This is a genomic window from Rhodococcus sp. WS3 (assembly GCF_003797085.1).
Taxonomy (GTDB): domain Bacteria; phylum Actinomycetota; class Actinomycetes; order Mycobacteriales; family Mycobacteriaceae; genus Rhodococcus_F; species Rhodococcus_F globerula.
Genome location: NZ_RKMA01000001.1, coordinates 2041441 through 2055856, shown reverse-complemented (window position 1 = coordinate 2055856; position 14416 = coordinate 2041441). Strand labels below are relative to the sequence as shown.

17 protein-coding genes are annotated in these 14416 nt (G+C 60.6%); 9 read left to right on the top strand and 8 right to left on the bottom strand.

What is annotated here, in order from left to right; genetic code table 11:
• Window positions 1-55: 55 nt before the first annotated feature.
• The 8 genes from EEB13_RS09215 to EEB13_RS09180 form a co-directional block, all read right to left on the bottom strand.
• A complete protein-coding gene (locus tag EEB13_RS09215) occupies window positions 56-367 on the bottom strand; it encodes a DUF1330 domain-containing protein (protein WP_033237409.1) in 312 nt (103 codons plus the stop codon).
• Window positions 368-408: 41 nt separating this feature from the next.
• Window positions 409-597: a ferredoxin gene (locus tag EEB13_RS09210; protein ID WP_045064766.1), complete on the bottom strand. Its 189-nt coding sequence runs from the start codon at window positions 595-597 to the stop codon at window positions 409-411.
• Window positions 597-1889, bottom strand: coding sequence for a cytochrome P450 (locus EEB13_RS09205; RefSeq protein WP_141485098.1), 1293 nt, complete (start codon window positions 1887-1889; stop codon window positions 597-599). Before EEB13_RS09205 ends, EEB13_RS09210 begins: the two co-directional genes overlap by 1 nt.
• 103 nt (window positions 1890-1992) lie before the next feature.
• On the bottom strand, window positions 1993-2334 hold the full coding sequence (locus EEB13_RS09200) for a hypothetical protein (protein ID WP_045064761.1): 342 nt from the start codon (window positions 2332-2334) through the stop codon (window positions 1993-1995).
• Window positions 2331-3596, bottom strand: a complete 1266-nt coding sequence (locus EEB13_RS09195; protein WP_095887052.1) for an aromatic ring-hydroxylating oxygenase subunit alpha — start codon at window positions 3594-3596, stop codon at window positions 2331-2333. The genes EEB13_RS09200 and EEB13_RS09195 overlap by 4 nt, the downstream gene beginning before the upstream one ends.
• A 293-nt stretch (window positions 3597-3889) precedes the next feature.
• Complete coding sequence (locus tag EEB13_RS09190) at window positions 3890-4213, bottom strand: hypothetical protein (RefSeq protein ID WP_033237421.1); 324 nt, start codon at window positions 4211-4213, stop codon at window positions 3890-3892.
• Window positions 4197-5462, bottom strand: coding sequence for an aromatic ring-hydroxylating oxygenase subunit alpha (locus EEB13_RS09185; protein WP_033237420.1), 1266 nt, complete (start codon window positions 5460-5462; stop codon window positions 4197-4199). The genes EEB13_RS09190 and EEB13_RS09185 overlap by 17 nt, the downstream gene beginning before the upstream one ends.
• A gap of 175 nt (window positions 5463-5637) precedes the next feature.
• Window positions 5638-6105: a pyridoxamine 5'-phosphate oxidase family protein gene (locus EEB13_RS09180; RefSeq protein ID WP_141485097.1), complete on the bottom strand. Its 468-nt coding sequence runs from the start codon at window positions 6103-6105 to the stop codon at window positions 5638-5640.
• 191 nt (window positions 6106-6296) lie between these two features.
• Here EEB13_RS09180 and EEB13_RS09175 point away from each other — a divergent pair, with 191 nt between their 5' ends.
• The 9 genes from EEB13_RS09175 to EEB13_RS09135 all read left to right on the top strand — a co-directional run bounded on the left by EEB13_RS09175 (window position 6297) and on the right by EEB13_RS09135 (window position 14310).
• Window positions 6297-6611 carry a hypothetical protein gene (locus EEB13_RS09175; protein WP_033231790.1) on the top strand — a complete coding sequence of 105 codons (315 nt, stop codon included), beginning with the start codon at window positions 6297-6299 and terminating at the stop codon, window positions 6609-6611.
• A gap of 106 nt (window positions 6612-6717) precedes the next feature.
• Entirely contained in the window at window positions 6718-7884 is a 1167-nt protein-coding gene (locus tag EEB13_RS09170) for an acyl-CoA dehydrogenase family protein (RefSeq protein ID WP_033231878.1), read from the top strand.
• On the top strand, window positions 7884-8651 hold the full coding sequence (locus EEB13_RS09165; protein ID WP_033231789.1) for an SDR family NAD(P)-dependent oxidoreductase: 768 nt from the start codon (window positions 7884-7886) through the stop codon (window positions 8649-8651). Before EEB13_RS09170 ends, EEB13_RS09165 begins: the two co-directional genes overlap by 1 nt.
• Window positions 8651-9892 (top strand): CaiB/BaiF CoA transferase family protein, encoded by a 1242-nt coding sequence (locus tag EEB13_RS09160; RefSeq protein ID WP_045064751.1) that lies wholly within the window; start codon window positions 8651-8653, stop codon window positions 9890-9892. The genes EEB13_RS09165 and EEB13_RS09160 overlap by 1 nt, the downstream gene beginning before the upstream one ends.
• On the top strand, window positions 9892-10713 hold the full coding sequence (locus tag EEB13_RS09155; RefSeq protein WP_116103656.1) for an enoyl-CoA hydratase/isomerase family protein: 822 nt from the start codon (window positions 9892-9894) through the stop codon (window positions 10711-10713). Before EEB13_RS09160 ends, EEB13_RS09155 begins: the two co-directional genes overlap by 1 nt.
• Window positions 10714-10741: 28 nt before the next feature.
• A complete protein-coding gene (locus tag EEB13_RS09150) occupies window positions 10742-11887 on the top strand; it encodes a thiolase family protein (RefSeq protein WP_033231788.1) in 1146 nt (381 codons plus the stop codon).
• A 12-nt stretch (window positions 11888-11899) separates the two neighbouring features.
• Window positions 11900-13048, top strand: a complete 1149-nt coding sequence (locus tag EEB13_RS09145; RefSeq protein ID WP_045064746.1) for an acyl-CoA dehydrogenase family protein — start codon at window positions 11900-11902, stop codon at window positions 13046-13048.
• A gap of 150 nt (window positions 13049-13198) precedes the next feature.
• Window positions 13199-13804, top strand: a complete 606-nt coding sequence (locus EEB13_RS09140) for a TetR/AcrR family transcriptional regulator (protein ID WP_033231786.1) — start codon at window positions 13199-13201, stop codon at window positions 13802-13804.
• Entirely contained in the window at window positions 13801-14310 is a 510-nt protein-coding gene (locus EEB13_RS09135; RefSeq protein ID WP_141485575.1) for a hypothetical protein, read from the top strand. Before EEB13_RS09140 ends, EEB13_RS09135 begins: the two co-directional genes overlap by 4 nt.
• Window positions 14311-14416 lie beyond the last annotated feature (106 nt).

The window sequence follows — 14416 nt, the reverse complement described above, 5'->3', positions numbered from 1 at the left end:
GACAGACGAACACCGCGTGAGATTCAGGGTCTGCTCGACCCGTTAGAGGTCGACATCACCCACGGCGACTCGGCATCTCGAATCCTGACAGGATCACGGCATTGGTCTCGGCAGCACTCTCGCGCAACACCTTTGCCTCCTGGTACTCGTCGGACTCGTACCAAGTGCGGGCCGCCTCGACCGATGCGAACTCGAGGACGACTGTCCGGTCGCCGTGCCAATCGCCCTCGAGTACGCGAGGTGTCGTCTCGACCGACAGAACTGTGGCGCCGCCCTTTGCCAGTGAGGGCGCAGATGCCCGGCCATAGGCATTCATGCCGGCTTCGTCCTTGACGGCTTCGGTCAAGATGACATATCCCTTGGGCATTACGTACTCCTGGTAGTCGTGATTGATGGTTGAAAGTGAAGTCAGGTCAGGGTGATTGCGCGCTCGGGGCAATTCGAGACAGCGTCACGAACTGCACCTTCCGAGTCTGTCGGAACCTCGTCGGCAATCGCCTCGGCGTAACCGTCGTCGGTGAGAGTAAAGACCTCAGGGGCGATCGTGAGGCAGACGCCGTGCCCCTTGCATCCGTCCGGGTCGACAGTGACCTTCATCAGGCGCCCTCCTCGGCGAGGGTGTACTCGAGATTCAAGTTGGTGAGACCGCGGAGGATGAACGTCGGGACATACTGGAATTTACGGTTATCCGCCGTTCCGTGAATACTCTCCGAAATTCGGATGTCCGTGGTGCGGTCCAGAAGGCGCTCGAGGCAAATCCGGGCTTCCGTACGAGCGAGTGGGGCGCCGGGGCAGCTGTGAATGCCACGGCCGAAGGCGATATGTGTGCGGGAATTGGGTCGATCGATGTCGAACGTCGCAGCATCCGGGAACTGGCGCGGATCGCGATTGGCAGCGCCGTTGACCAGCATTACCGTGGTGCCTGCCGGGATATCTACTCCGCCAATGGTTGTGGGAACCCGAGAGAGCCGGAAATCGCCTTTGATCGGGCTTTCGATCCGCAGTGTCTCTTCGATGAAGTTGGGAATGCGGTCGCGTTCCTTGCGTAGAAGTGCTTGGAGCTCCGGCTCTTCGGCAAGAATCTTGAGTGCGGAGCTGAGCAGGCGGACCGTGGTTTCCTGGCCGGCCGAAAAGAGGTTGGCAGCAACATGTACGACGTCTGCGACATCGGGGGTCGAGCCGTCCGGGAACGTTGCGGTGGCCAATCCGGTCATGACATCGTCACGTGGTTCACGGCGACGATCCTCGACGTAGGCGGTGAACTGCGCGTACATGAATTCCATCGGAGTGTGTGCCATCGTGTCGTCGCCGGTGCTTCCGACACCGCCGCCCCCACCGCCGTGCGGTTGTCCGAGATTCCGAACAAAATCGTTGCGATCGTCCTCGGGAACACCGAGCAGATCGGCGATGGCCAGCAACGCATACGGGAGGGCGAACTCGCTGATGAATTCACCTTCGCCGCCCTCGAGTGCCTTGTCCAGCAACTGGTCTGCGAGCGTCCACATCCAGTCCTCGTTCTCCTTGAGGCGCTTGGGGGTGATCAATCGCATGAGCAGCGCGCGGTGATCGGTGTGCATCGGGGGATCGAGTGTCGGTAGCTGATCGTTCATCGGGAGCTTGTGTCGGTGCAGTTCGATCAATTCCGAGACGTCGTCGCCTTCGAGTGGGACCGGGAAACCTGGGAACGGACCGGTAACCGACGTGCACGACGAGAATGTCACGCTGTCCTGCAGCACCTCCACGGCTTCCTCGTACCCCGTCACCATGACTACGTCGTGGTGCGGTTCGCGCTTGACGGGGCATTGACCGCGCATCGCCTCGAAGTACGGATACGGGTCCACGACAAGATCGTCGTCTTTGAAAAAGTTCTTGGTCTCGAAGTCGGTCATGGCTACACCGTTTCCCGCGACATCGCTCGCGCGTATGTCTCGATTCTTGAGGCGAGGGGCTGCTCACCTGAGTCAGTGGGTCATTTCGAACAGTGGGACATTTTCAGAAGGATGGTTCGGTGAGACGGTTCAGGACCGCGTCGCCGCCGTCTACGACCCTGGGCTGATGCCAGATTTCGACGCACATCGCGACCATGATGACGGAGTGCACCAGGCGGAGCAGATTGCGCGCGTCGTCGGGGAGATCGTCGAGCGGAAACTTGTCGCAGTAGGCAAGAGCGTCTTGAAGGACGGGGAAACCGGCGTCGTAGAACGCCTGCATCGTTGCCATGCTGCTCGTCATCCGCATATTCCAGCGTTCAGCCTCCGTTTCGAGACTCCACACGGCGGCAAAACCCTCGAGTTCCGAGAATTGCTGAGGAAGAAGAGGATTGATGTTCGTCATGCATTCACCCCGGAGCCTTGGTAATTCGCGACCCAGTCGGCAACGGACTTGTGGAAATGCCGGACGAGGAGTTCCTGGTCGTTGAGTGGGAAGTCGCTCGAGTCGCCCAGAGCGTCGAGACCCTGTTGAGTTCCGACGAGGGTGCCGGCGTCCTGCAGAGCGAACTCCTTGAACATGACGACGGCGCATTCCTGTGCAGCGCGGTCGCTGGCGGTTTTGGCCGGTGGGAAGAAGAGCGTGCCCTCGAACCGGTGCGTGTTATGCGACGTAGGCCAGTAGCGGTAGACGAGGTACCACCCGCTCGCCCAGATCAGGATCTCCAGGTTGGGGAAGATCTGGAAGTTGTCGGCCGCCCAGGCCTTGATGCGTCCAGGGTTGGTTCCGGACAGCTCGCCCCCGAGATCGGGTTCGTTCCACGGGCCGAACAAGCCGCTGCGCGTTTCCATTTCGATCGGATACTGGAAATTGGCCGGCCACAGTCGACGCGGAACGCTGGACGTGGACACCATTCGATGGGGCCCGTCGAGTTGATAGTGCGGCGCCTCGAAACCCTTCATCATCTGGGGCCTGGCGTCGGGGGTTGCTTCCTGGGTATGCAGCGACGGGACGTGGTAGTACTCCTGGAATGCGTCCAGGAAGACCTTCCAGTTGCAGTCGATGTCGGCGCTGAAATCGTAGCGCTCGGGCATCTCCTCGAACGGATACCCCGCCAGATCGGTGATCATCGAACCGAGGAATTCGGTAAGAGTGGTGGGCGGTTCCTTGGCGAGATTGACGAAGATGAACCCGGCCCAGACATCGCAGTGGACCGGGACCAGTCCGTAATCGGCCTTGTCCAAGTCGAAGAACTCGCCCTCCTGCTGCACAAACGTCAGTGACCCGTCGAGCGAGTAACGCCACGCGTGGTACTTGCAGGTGAAGGCGCGGCACGAGCCGCTGGTCTCCGCACTGGGAATGTCGTTCCACACCAACTTGTTTCCGCGGTGACGGCAGATGTTGTGGAAGGCGCGAACCTGCCCCTCCAGATCGCGCACGATGATGAGCGAGGTATTGGCGACCTCGATTTCCTTGGTGAAATAGCGACCTTTGTCAGCGACGTCCTCGACGCGCCCGACATTGAGCCACGCCTGCTTGAACACTGCTTCGCGTTCGGCTTCGTAGAATTCGGGCGAAATGCAGTCCTGATAGGACACCGGCCCGGTTCCGACGTCCGGATAGTGCTGGGTCCAGCTTCCTTCGGCAGGTTTGGGAAAGAGTGCCATGCGGATGTCCTTCTATAGTGGCGGCGCTTCCGATGCTTCCCAGCGCGCCGTCAATTGTCAAGAATTGCATTCTGTTACAAGAGTATTCGTATCCTAGGCAGTGATGCCAAGACTTTGTCCGTAATTGTGCATTGTGGTGCAACATATTTCGATATCTCGGGCAGTGCGGGCGAAAATGAAAAGACCGCAACGCCCGGCATGCGTGAAGCTATGCATGCCGGACGCTACGGTCTGTACAGTTTTCTTGCTTCCCAACCACTCTCGTGGGAATCCGTGCCTAAATGATCAGCAGGTCAGACGACGGGTTCGACGGTGACGGCTACGTAGGCTGCGCCGCTGTCGGGGACGCGGGGTTGTTTCCAGACTTCGATGGGGAAGGTGACCATGACGAAGGATTGCATGAGGTGTACGAGTGCTCGTGCGTCGTCGGGTAGGTCGTCGAGGGGGAATTTGTCGCAGTAGGTGATGGCGTCTTCGAGTCGGTTGAAGGCGGCGTCGTAGAAGTCTTGCATTTCGGGCATGGTGGAGGCGAGGCGTTTTGCGTAGCGTTCGCCTTCGGTGGGGAGGATCCAGTCGGCGAAGCGTTCGAGGTCGGCGAAGTCAGTTGGTAGTGGCATCGCGGTGCTCCTTGACGTGTGTTCGTGCGGTGTGGTGAAGGTGGCGGATGAGGAGTTCTTGGTCGCAGAGGGGGAATTCGGTGACGGTGCGGGTGGCCATCATTGTTTGTGAGGCTTCGAGGGTGTTCGCGTCTTGGAGTGCGTATTCCTTGAAGGTGACTGCGGCGAGTTCGTGTGCGAGTCGTTCGCGGGTGTTCTTGGGGGGTACGAAGTAGAGGCTGGCTTCGAAGATGTGTTTGTCGACTGCGGTGGGCCAGTAGTGGTAGGTGAGGTACCAGCCTGGTGCCCAGATGAGGAGCATGAAGTTGGGGAAGATGGTGAAGCTGTCTTCGCCCCAGGCTGCGTGGCGTGCGGGGTTGAGCGTGGGGGGTAGGGGGTCGAGGCCTTCGATGTCGGGGCGGTCCCAGGGGCCGAAGAGTCCGCTGCGCAGTGCGCGTTCGATGGGCTTGACCATGTTGAGGTCTTTCGGCGGTGCCATTCCGCCCCATGAGGAGATGAGGGAGTGGGGTCCGTCGAGTTCGTAGTGGAGTGCTTCGAAGCCGGTGGCGGCGAGTTTGTCTGCTTCGGCCTTGGTTGCCTGCTTCTGGTGCAGGATGGGGGCGTGGTAGAACTCGGCGAATGCGTCGATGAAGAGTTTCCAGTTGCTGCCGATTTCGGCGCGGTAGCTGTAGACCTCGGTCATTTCGTGGAAGGGGTAGCCTTCGACGCCCTTGAGCATGGGGCCGAGGTATTCCTCGAGGCTTTGCTGGGGGTTGAGGTTGACGAAGATGAAGCCTTGCCAGGTTTCGCAGGTGACTTCGACGAGTCCGTAGTCCTGCTTGTCGACGTCGAAGAATTCGCCTTCTTGTTGGATGAAGGAGAGTTTGCCGTCGAGGTCGTAGCGCCAGGCGTGGTATTTGCAGGTGAACTGGCGGCAGGTGCCTGAGGTTTCGTCGCCGGGGATTTCGTTCCATACCAGCTTGTTTCCGCGGTGGCGGCAGACGTTGTGGAATGCGCGGATGGTTCCGTCGGCGCCTTTGACGATGATCAGGGAGGTGTTGACGGCGGCGAGTTCTTTGGTGAAGTAGCTGCCGGTGCGGGGGACTCGTTCGACGCGTCCGACGTTGAGCCAGGTGCGTTTGAAGATTGCTTCGCGTTCGGCTTCGTAGTGTTCGGGGTCGATGGAGTCGGTGTAGTCGACGGGTGCGGTGCCGAGGTGGGGATACTGTTCGGTCCAGCTTCCCGCGGCCGGTTTGGCGAAGTGTGGCACGGTCTACCTCTCGTTCTCATGTTCGTGTTCCGCCGCGATGCCGAAGCGTGATTTGGCTGTGCGCTGCGGCTGGTTCGGCTGGTACAGATTTCTGAAGGATGCACTCTCTCGAATGAGAATGCGATTCTCAACAACGAAATTCAGACTGCCATACGCGAATGTCGGTAGTCAACCGCTATCGCCGGAGTTTGGAGAAATCCCAGCTCACGATGTTCTCGGGAACGAGTTGGAGCCAGCCGTGCCGGCCGTCGTAACTGAAGTTCCCGTCCTTGCCGATGTACTTGTCGGCAAACAGGCGCTCGGGGGTGATCAAGGCGTCGTCCGGTTCCCCGTGGCGAGGTATTTCGCCTACTTGTCGCACCTTTCCCTCCAGCTCAACGCCGCGTAAGCCGAGGAAGTCCGTATCTCCCTCGTCGACGATGACGCTTACCCGGGGATCGAGTTCGAGATCGGTCCACCGTCTGCTCCGGGTGAGTGAATTGAGCCAGATCGAGGTTCCGTCCCAGACGAACCACAGGGCGCTGACGTGCGGTCTTCCGCTCTGTCCGACGGTCGCCACTCGGCAGATCGGCTGCGCGGAGAGGAACGAATGGCGTTCCTCCTCTGTCATGGCGATGGCGGTTCCACGACGCTGTCCTGACATTTTTCCTCCTGCGAATAGTCAAAGAGAGCTTGATTCTCTAGTATGGAGAATATAATTTCCTAGGAAGTCGTCAATTTGGACGATCCACCGACGAGTACCTGTCGGCTCGGCCTGATTTCTTCGCGTCGACACTTGACGCCCACAGGTTCGGCCCTGCTCGGCGATCGACCTATCGAAAAGGGAGGTTCACCATGACCGCACCAATACCTTTGCGGCCGGGAGGCCAGCTCGCCAGTTCCGTGTGCACCACGCGGGTGATCGTCGTCCGCGCACCTGCAGCCGGAAACCCGGTAATCGCCTGTGGGGGTAGCCCAATGGTTCCCGCTGCGCCGGGGCAGGCGGCCGCCTCAACAGTCACCGACGCGGTCACGCTCATCGGGAAACGCTATGTAGACGCCGATCAGAGCCTCGAAGTGCTGTGCACGTCGTCCGGAGTAGGTGAACTGAGCTGCGACGGCGTTGCCATGACCCTCAAGGCTGCCAACGCGCTCCCCGCCTCCGATTGAACACGTAGACAGCAACGAAAGTCGGTGCGGGAGTTCGGGTAACCGGGCGCCGCACCGACGAGCCTTCAGGTGATGCACAGCAGAGGAGTCGATTGTGTCCGGCGGTATGAATTTCGAACTGACCGAGGATCAGGAATTGATCCGCAAGTCGGTCGCTGAACTGGTGAAGAAGTTCGACGATCAGTACTGGATGGAGAAGGACCGGGCGCACGAGTTCCCCGTCGAGTTCTACAACGCCATCGCCGAGGGCGGTTGGCTGGGAATGACCATCCCCGAGGAATACGGCGGTCACGGGCTCGGAATCACCGAAGCCACAATACTTCTCGAAGAGGTGGCCAGGTCCGGCGGCGGCATGAACGCCGCCAGTTCGATTCACCTGTCCATCTTCGGCATGCATCCGGTGGTGGTCCACGGATCCGATGAACTCAAAGCGCGAACACTGCCGCGTATCGCGTCAGGTGACCTGCATGTCTGCTTCGGAGTGACGGAACCTGGGGCCGGTCTGGATACGTCTCGAATCTCGACCTTCGCCAAGCGCGACGGAGACCACTATGTGGTCAACGGGCGTAAGGTGTGGATCTCGAAAGCACTTGAATCCGAGAAGATTCTGCTTCTGACCCGTACCGAGCGTTATGACGACGTCAAGAAGAAAACCGACGGAATGACGTTGTTCCTGACCGATCTGGACCGCAGTTGTGTCGACATCCGGCCGATTGCGAAAATGGGTCGAAACGCCGTCACGTCCAACGAATTGTTCATCGACAATCTTCGGATTCCCGTCGAGGACAGGGTTGGTGAGGAAGGTAAGGGGTTCTCGTACCTCCTCGACGGCCTGAATCCGGAACGCATGCTCATCGCGTCCGAGGCGCTCGGTATCGGCCGGGTGGCACTCGAGAAAGCAGTGAAGTACGCCAACGAGCGTGAGGTATTCGGTCGGCCGATCGGCATGAATCAGGGCATTCAGTTTCCGCTTGCGGACGCGCTTGCCCATCTTGATGCCGCAGAGCTGGTGCTGCGCAAGGCAACCTGGTTGTACGACCAGGGGAATCAGTGTGGTCGCGAAGCCAACACGGCCAAGTATCTGTGTGCCGAAGCAGGTTTTGCAGCTGCGGACCGAGCACTGCAAACTCACGGTGGGATGGGCTATTCCGAGGAATACCACGTCGCCCGCTACTTCCGTGAGGCCCGACTGATGCGGATTGCACCCATCAGTCAGGAAATGATTTTGAACTATCTGGGATCACATACTTTGGGAATGCCGAGGAGCTACTGATGACCGCAACCAATCCGATGTTCGACTTGACGGGACGATCAGCACTGGTCACCGGCGCGGCCGGCGGTATCGGCTCCGCCGTTGCGCGGGCGTTTGCGACGGCTGGAGCGACCGTGCTGGTCACCGACGTCGACGGTGACGCGGCAGCTGCTGTTGCAGAACGTATTACGGCGGCGGGTGGCAAGGCGGACAGTTTTGCGCTCGATGTCAGGGACCGTGCAGCCGCCGACGCCGCGGTGGCACGCGCCGCCGGTTTCACCGAGGGGAAGCTGCACATCCTGGTGAACAATGCCGGCGTGACCGCGCCCGCGATGTTCAAGGATCTTGCGCAGGATTCGTTCCAGCGGATGCTCGACATCCACCTGCTCGGCGCATTCCATTGCTCGCAGGCAGCTTTGCCGTTCCTGGCTACCGACGGGACAGGGCGAATCATCAACGTGACGTCCTCGGCCGGAATCACCGGAACGCTCGGCCAGGTGAACTACTCGGCCGCGAAGGCCGGGATCATCGGCCTGACCAAGTCTCTGGCTCGGGAACTGGCGCGTAAGAACATCCTGGTCAACGCACTTGCCCCATTGGCTGCAACGCCGATGACCGAGACCATTCGCACCGACGAGAAGTTCGCCGCGAACATGATGACGCGAATCCCGTTGCGCCGCTGGGCGGAGCCCGAGGAAATCGCGGGTGCCTTTGTGTTCCTGGCGTCGAATGCTTCTTCCTTCGTCACCGGGCAGGTGCTGCCGGTGGATGGTGGCATGGTGATGTGATGTCGGGTTCGGAGCCTGCCGCGGGCTCCTCTGCTACATCAGGGGGGCCGCTCGCGGGAATTACCGTGGTGACGTTGGAGCAAGCCGTGTCCGCTCCGATGTGTACGCGTACGTTGGCGGATTTCGGCGCCCGCGTGATCAAGGTCGAGAATCCGCAGGGTGGCGATTTTGCGCGAGACTACGACGATGTCGTGAATGGTCTTGCCGCACATTTTGTCTGGGCCAATCGCGGTAAGGAATCAGTCACCTTGAACTTGAAATCCGAGGCCGGGATCGAAACCATGCACAGGCTGTTGGACAAGGCTCACGTGTTGGTGTCGAACTTGGCGCCGGGCGCGATGGCACGACTTCGTCTGTCGGCGAGTGATCTGGCCGAACGGCATCCGGATTTGATCACGGTGGAAATCGACGGCTACGGCGCCGGTGGTCCGCTGTCGCACAAGCGGGCGTACGACCTTCTCGTCCAGGCAGAGTCCGGTGCATGTGCCGTCACCGGACGCCCGGGCGAGCCGGCAAAACCCGGACCGCCCGTCGCCGATATCTCCTCGGGACTGTATGCGGCGCTGTCGATCCTGGCGCTGCTGTGCGGCAAGGGTCGTGGAAACGGCGGCGAACTGTCGTCGGTGTCGGTGAGTCTGTTCGACACCATGACGGAGTTGATGGGCTACCCGCTCACGTACACGAAGTACTCGGGGATCGATCAGCAACCATTGGGGATGAGTTCGCCTGCCGTATCACCGTACGGTTCGTACGGGACCCGAGACGGGCAGACGGTTGTACTCGGCACGACCAACGACCGTGAATGGCAGCGACTTGCCCGCGAGATACTGGAGCGTCCCGACCTGGCGGACGACACGCGGTTTGCCGGCAACTCCGGGAGGGTTCGTCATCGGGAGGTTCTCGACGAGGCCATCGAATCATGGTGTGGTCGACACGATCTCGAGCACATTCAGAAGACTGCCGACGCTGCCGGAATCGGAAACTCTCGCTACAACCTCCCCAGCGAAGTGCTCGAGCACCCACAACTGAGTGCTCGTGACCGCTGGCGGCAGGTCGACACATCTGCCGGCCCGATCGAGGCACTGCTGCCACCGCCGATCATTGCGGGCTTCGAGCCGCCGATGGGGGCGGTACCGGGACTCGGGCAGCACACGGATCGTGTGCTCGCGGACTTCGGTTTCACCGGAGACGACATCGCGGCGTTGCGCGGCGACGGCGCGATCGGACCGGCGTACTGCTGATGGCGCACGAGAAAAACACATCGGTGGCGCCCGGCCCCGTCCTGCTGAGCGACGACCGCGACGGCGTTCGGACACTGACGCTCAACCGCCCGCACCGTAAGAATGCGATCAATCCGGAACTATGGGCAGCACTGCGCGATTCGCTGGTATCCCTCGAGACCAACCGCGATGTTCGGGCGCTGGTCATCGAGGGGGCAGACGGCGCGTTCTGTTCGGGTGCGGATCTGTCGGAAATCGCCGACATCCACCCCATGCACAAGTTGCGCGTCCTCACCGATGTTGCCCTGCTGCTCCACGAACTGCCGATACCGACCGTCGCCAAGGTGTCCGGAGTGGCCGTCGGTGCAGGGTGGAATCTGGCGCTCGGGTGCGACCTGGTGGTGGCCACACCCGAATCGACGTTTTCGCAGATCTTCTCCAAGCGCGGGTTGTCATTGGACCTCGGCGGATCATGGCTGCTGCCAAAACTTGTCGGTCTACAACAGGCCAAACGCCTTGTATTGCTCGCCGAGACCATCGGCGCCGAGGAAGCCGAGGCACTTGGCCTGGTGACCTGGGTTGTGCCGAAATCGGAGATCGACGGATATGCCCGCGACCTGGCACAGCGATTGGCGTCAGGACCACCTATCGCGCTGGCACAGAGTAAATCGTTGTTGAACGAAGGCGCCGACCGCACGATGCGGGATGCGCTCGCCAACGAGGCACGCGCGCAGGCAATGAATTTCGGTACCTCCGACGCACCGGAGGCGTACGCCGCATTCGCGGAGAAACGTGAACCACGATTTGCCGGCCGCTGGGCCGTGCCGCGAATCGGTAGTTGAACAGAATCAGTTCGGAGAGTGGAGAGACATGCGTGAAGTTGTAATCGCCGAAGCAGTTCGGACTCCGGTGGGGAAGCGCAACGGCGGGTTGTCGAGCGTACATCCGGCGGACTTGTCCGCAGTGGTCCTCGCCGCCCTGGCCGAGCGCACCGGAATTGATCCTGGGATCGTCGACGACGTGATCTGGGGTTGCGTCTCCCAGGTCGGTGACCAGTCGAGCAATATCGGCCGCTACTCGGTACTCGCAGCCGGATGGCCCGAGTCCATCCCGGGTACGACGGTCAACCGGGCGTGCGGTTCGAGCCAGCAGGCACTTGATTTTGCGGTGCAGGCCGTCATGTCGGGTCAGCAGGATGTTGTTGTCGCGGGCGGCGTCGAAGTCATGAGTCGGGTTCCGCTGGGCGCCGCCAAGGCGTCCGGGCAGCCGTATGGCCCCAAAGTCTTCGAACGCTACGACAATTTCTCGTTCAATCAGGGATTGTCGGCTGAGGCCATCGCACAGAAGTGGGCTCTCACGCGTACACATCTCGACGAGTTCTCCGCCCTCTCACACGAGCGTGCCGCCGCGGCCCAGGACGACGGCGCTTTCGAGAGCCAGATCGTCTCGGTGACAACCGATTCCGGAGTCGTCTCGGCTGACGAAGGTATTCGCCGCGGAACCTCGGTGGAGACTCTCGCGAAGTTGAAGCCCGCATTCGCAGATGACGGAGTCATTCACGCGGGCAACTCGTCGCAGATTTCCGACGGCGCCGCAGCACTGTTGGTGACGACGCCGGAGCGGGCACGTCAGCTCGGACTGACGCCGATTGTTCGCTACTGCGCAGGCGCTGTGACCGGTTCCGATCCGGTGCTCATGCTCACCGGTCCGATTCCGGCGACGGACAAGGTCTTGAAGAAGGCTCGAGTCGACCTGAACGAGGTCGGAGTGTTCGAGGTCAACGAAGCCTTCGCGTCGGTGCCACTGGCGTGGCTTGCGGAAACCGGTGCGGATCCGGCATTGGTCAACCCCCTCGGCGGCGCGATCGCGCTCGGACATCCGCTCGGTGGTTCCGGAGCGGTTCTGATGACTCGAATGATTCATCACATGCGCTACAACGGAATTCAGTACGGATTGCAAACAATGTGTGAGGGTGGCGGCACCGCGAACGCCACGCTCGTCGAACTGGCTGTGTGAGGAAGATACAAAATGCGCAGAGAAGTGTTCACTCCCGATCACGAGTCATTCCGTAAGCTCGCTCGCGATTTCATCGAGAAGCACGTTGTCCCCGAGTACCCGTCGTGGGAAAAGGCCGGCCAGATGCCGCGGGCAACTTTCGAACAACTCGGCTCGTTGGGGCTGCTCGGTACCGCAATCCCCGAGGAGTACGGGGGAGCAGGGATGCCCGACTATCGGTACAACGTCATCTTGCAGGAGGAGTCGGCGCGCGCGCTGGTCACGTTGAGCACGGTCCGCACACAACTCGATGTGATCCTTCCGTATTTCCTTGCCTACGCTAACGAGGAACAGCGATCACGTTGGTTCCCCGGGTTGGCGGCAGGAACACTTCTCTCGGCGATCGCGATGACCGAACCGGGTACCGGTTCAGATCTTGCGGGCGTACGCACCACTGCGGTGCGCGACGGGGACGAGTACGTGATCAACGGTGCCAAGACATTCATCACCGGCGGCTTGCTCGCTGATCTCGTGATCGTTGTCGCGCGCACGTCGACGGATCCGGAGAATCGACGCGCCGGTCTTTCACTGCTGGTCGTGGAGGATGGAATGCCCGGGTTCACCCGCGGGCGTGTCCTCGACAAGATGGGCTGCAAGGTTCAGGACACAGTCGAGTTGTCGTTCGACAATGTGCGAGTGCCTGCTGCGAACAGATTGGGCGACGAAGGCGCCGCGTTCGGCTACCTCGGTCGCAATCTTCCGCAGGAGCGGATGACTGTTGCTGTCGGTTCGGTGGCTCAGGCTCGGGCCGCGGTGACGGCAACTATCGAGTACGTCAAGGAGCGCAAGGCTTTCGGGACACCGGTTGCGTCGTTCCAGAATACGAAGTTCGAATTGGCGGCTATGTCGGCGGAGATCGAGGCCGGGCAGACGATGATCGATCGGGCGGTTCTCGATCTGGTCGACGGCGAGTTGTCGGGTGCTGATGCAGCACGGGTCAAGTTGTTCTGCACCGAAATGCAAGCGCGCGTGGTCGACCGATGCCTTCAGCTTTTCGGTGGTTACGGCTACATGATGGAGTATCCGATCGCGAGGCTGTACACAGATGCCCGGGTGGCACGTATTTATGCAGGTACGAGCGAGGTTATGAAGGTGATAATCGCGAAGTCCCTCGGGTTGTAAGCGATTTAGGGGTCTTTGCGCGCGCGGCGACCGAAAAGCGGCACATTAGCTGTGTCCTGTTGCACAACTTCATCTTTGATGAGACGCTTGTCACAGAGCTGAAAACAACCTACTGTGTGTTCAGTAGGTTGCTTTGAGCAGAGGAGTTCGATGACCGCGCAGCGCCCGTATGCCACTCTTTTAGCAAAGGGCGAAGACCGGAAACAGCTCATCCTTTCCGCTGCTCAGCGACTACTTGCACTAAACGGGTGGCGCAGTACGACGCTTGCGCAGATCGCCGGTGAAGCCGGTGTGACGTCGGCTGGACTTTTGCACCACTTCGAGTCCAAAGAACAGTTACTGCATGCCGTGCTCGACGCGCGGGATGCAGATGACGATGCTCATGCTGATCGAACTGGCGATGTCATAGAACAGCTCGAGCAAGTGGGTGCGCGGTTCGAACGCTCGCCTCACTTGATCGGGATGTACTCGGTGCTTCTGATCGAGAGTTTGGATCCGGAAGCCCCGTTGCATGGTCGCCTGCTCGCTCGGCAGCGTGCGGCAATCGACACGATTGCCGCAGGTATTCTGCGCGGTCAACGCGCAGGAAAATACCGCAATGATATTGACCCGGCCGTCAAGGCCGTAGAGATTGTCGCGTTTCTCAACGGAATGGAGACCTCATGGCTGCTCGATCGTTCGATTCCACTGACCGAAATCTTCAAGGACTACACGCAATCGCTGACTCGACAGCTCGCGCTCGCCGGCACAGCCTGAGGTACCGTCTGGCAGTCCTCGCGCCCAGCGTTGTCGACGTGGTGCGCCATGCCGGCGGGTGGATGTTCGACCAGGTAATGGCTGGCTGGGACGTCACGGTTATCGTCGAAAAGCACGAGAACACCCGGCCGTTGCAGATTCTCGGGGCAACCACGTTGGATTTGGACTCCGTGATGGCCGCGCCCAACGGGCCGCGCCCGCAAGCGATTGCTCTGGCAGGTGATCTGTTCGAGTCCAATGCGATGGTGCGTGAAGGATTGCTCGATACCCTCGATCGCGGCATTATCGACGTCACGTTGTGGGGTGACACGGTCCCGAGCGATCTTGCTCATCACTTCGGGCCGAGCTCGCACCAGTTAAGCCGCGCTGCAATGGTTTTCAAGTCCCACGCCCTCGCTGCCGCATCCAGCTCGCCCGATCCCGTCGGCGCGACCGAAATGTTTCGTGGGGTCAGTCTGTTCGGCAAGTGTCCGGCAGACGGAGTGAACCTCGTGTCAGTCGGTTAGTGAACCACTTCCCGCGCACAGTCCGGTGCGGGAAGGATCGAGAAGCCGCATGCTCCGGCTGTTGATACGCGTGAACGTGTATCAACAGGCGGAGCATTGTTGTGGA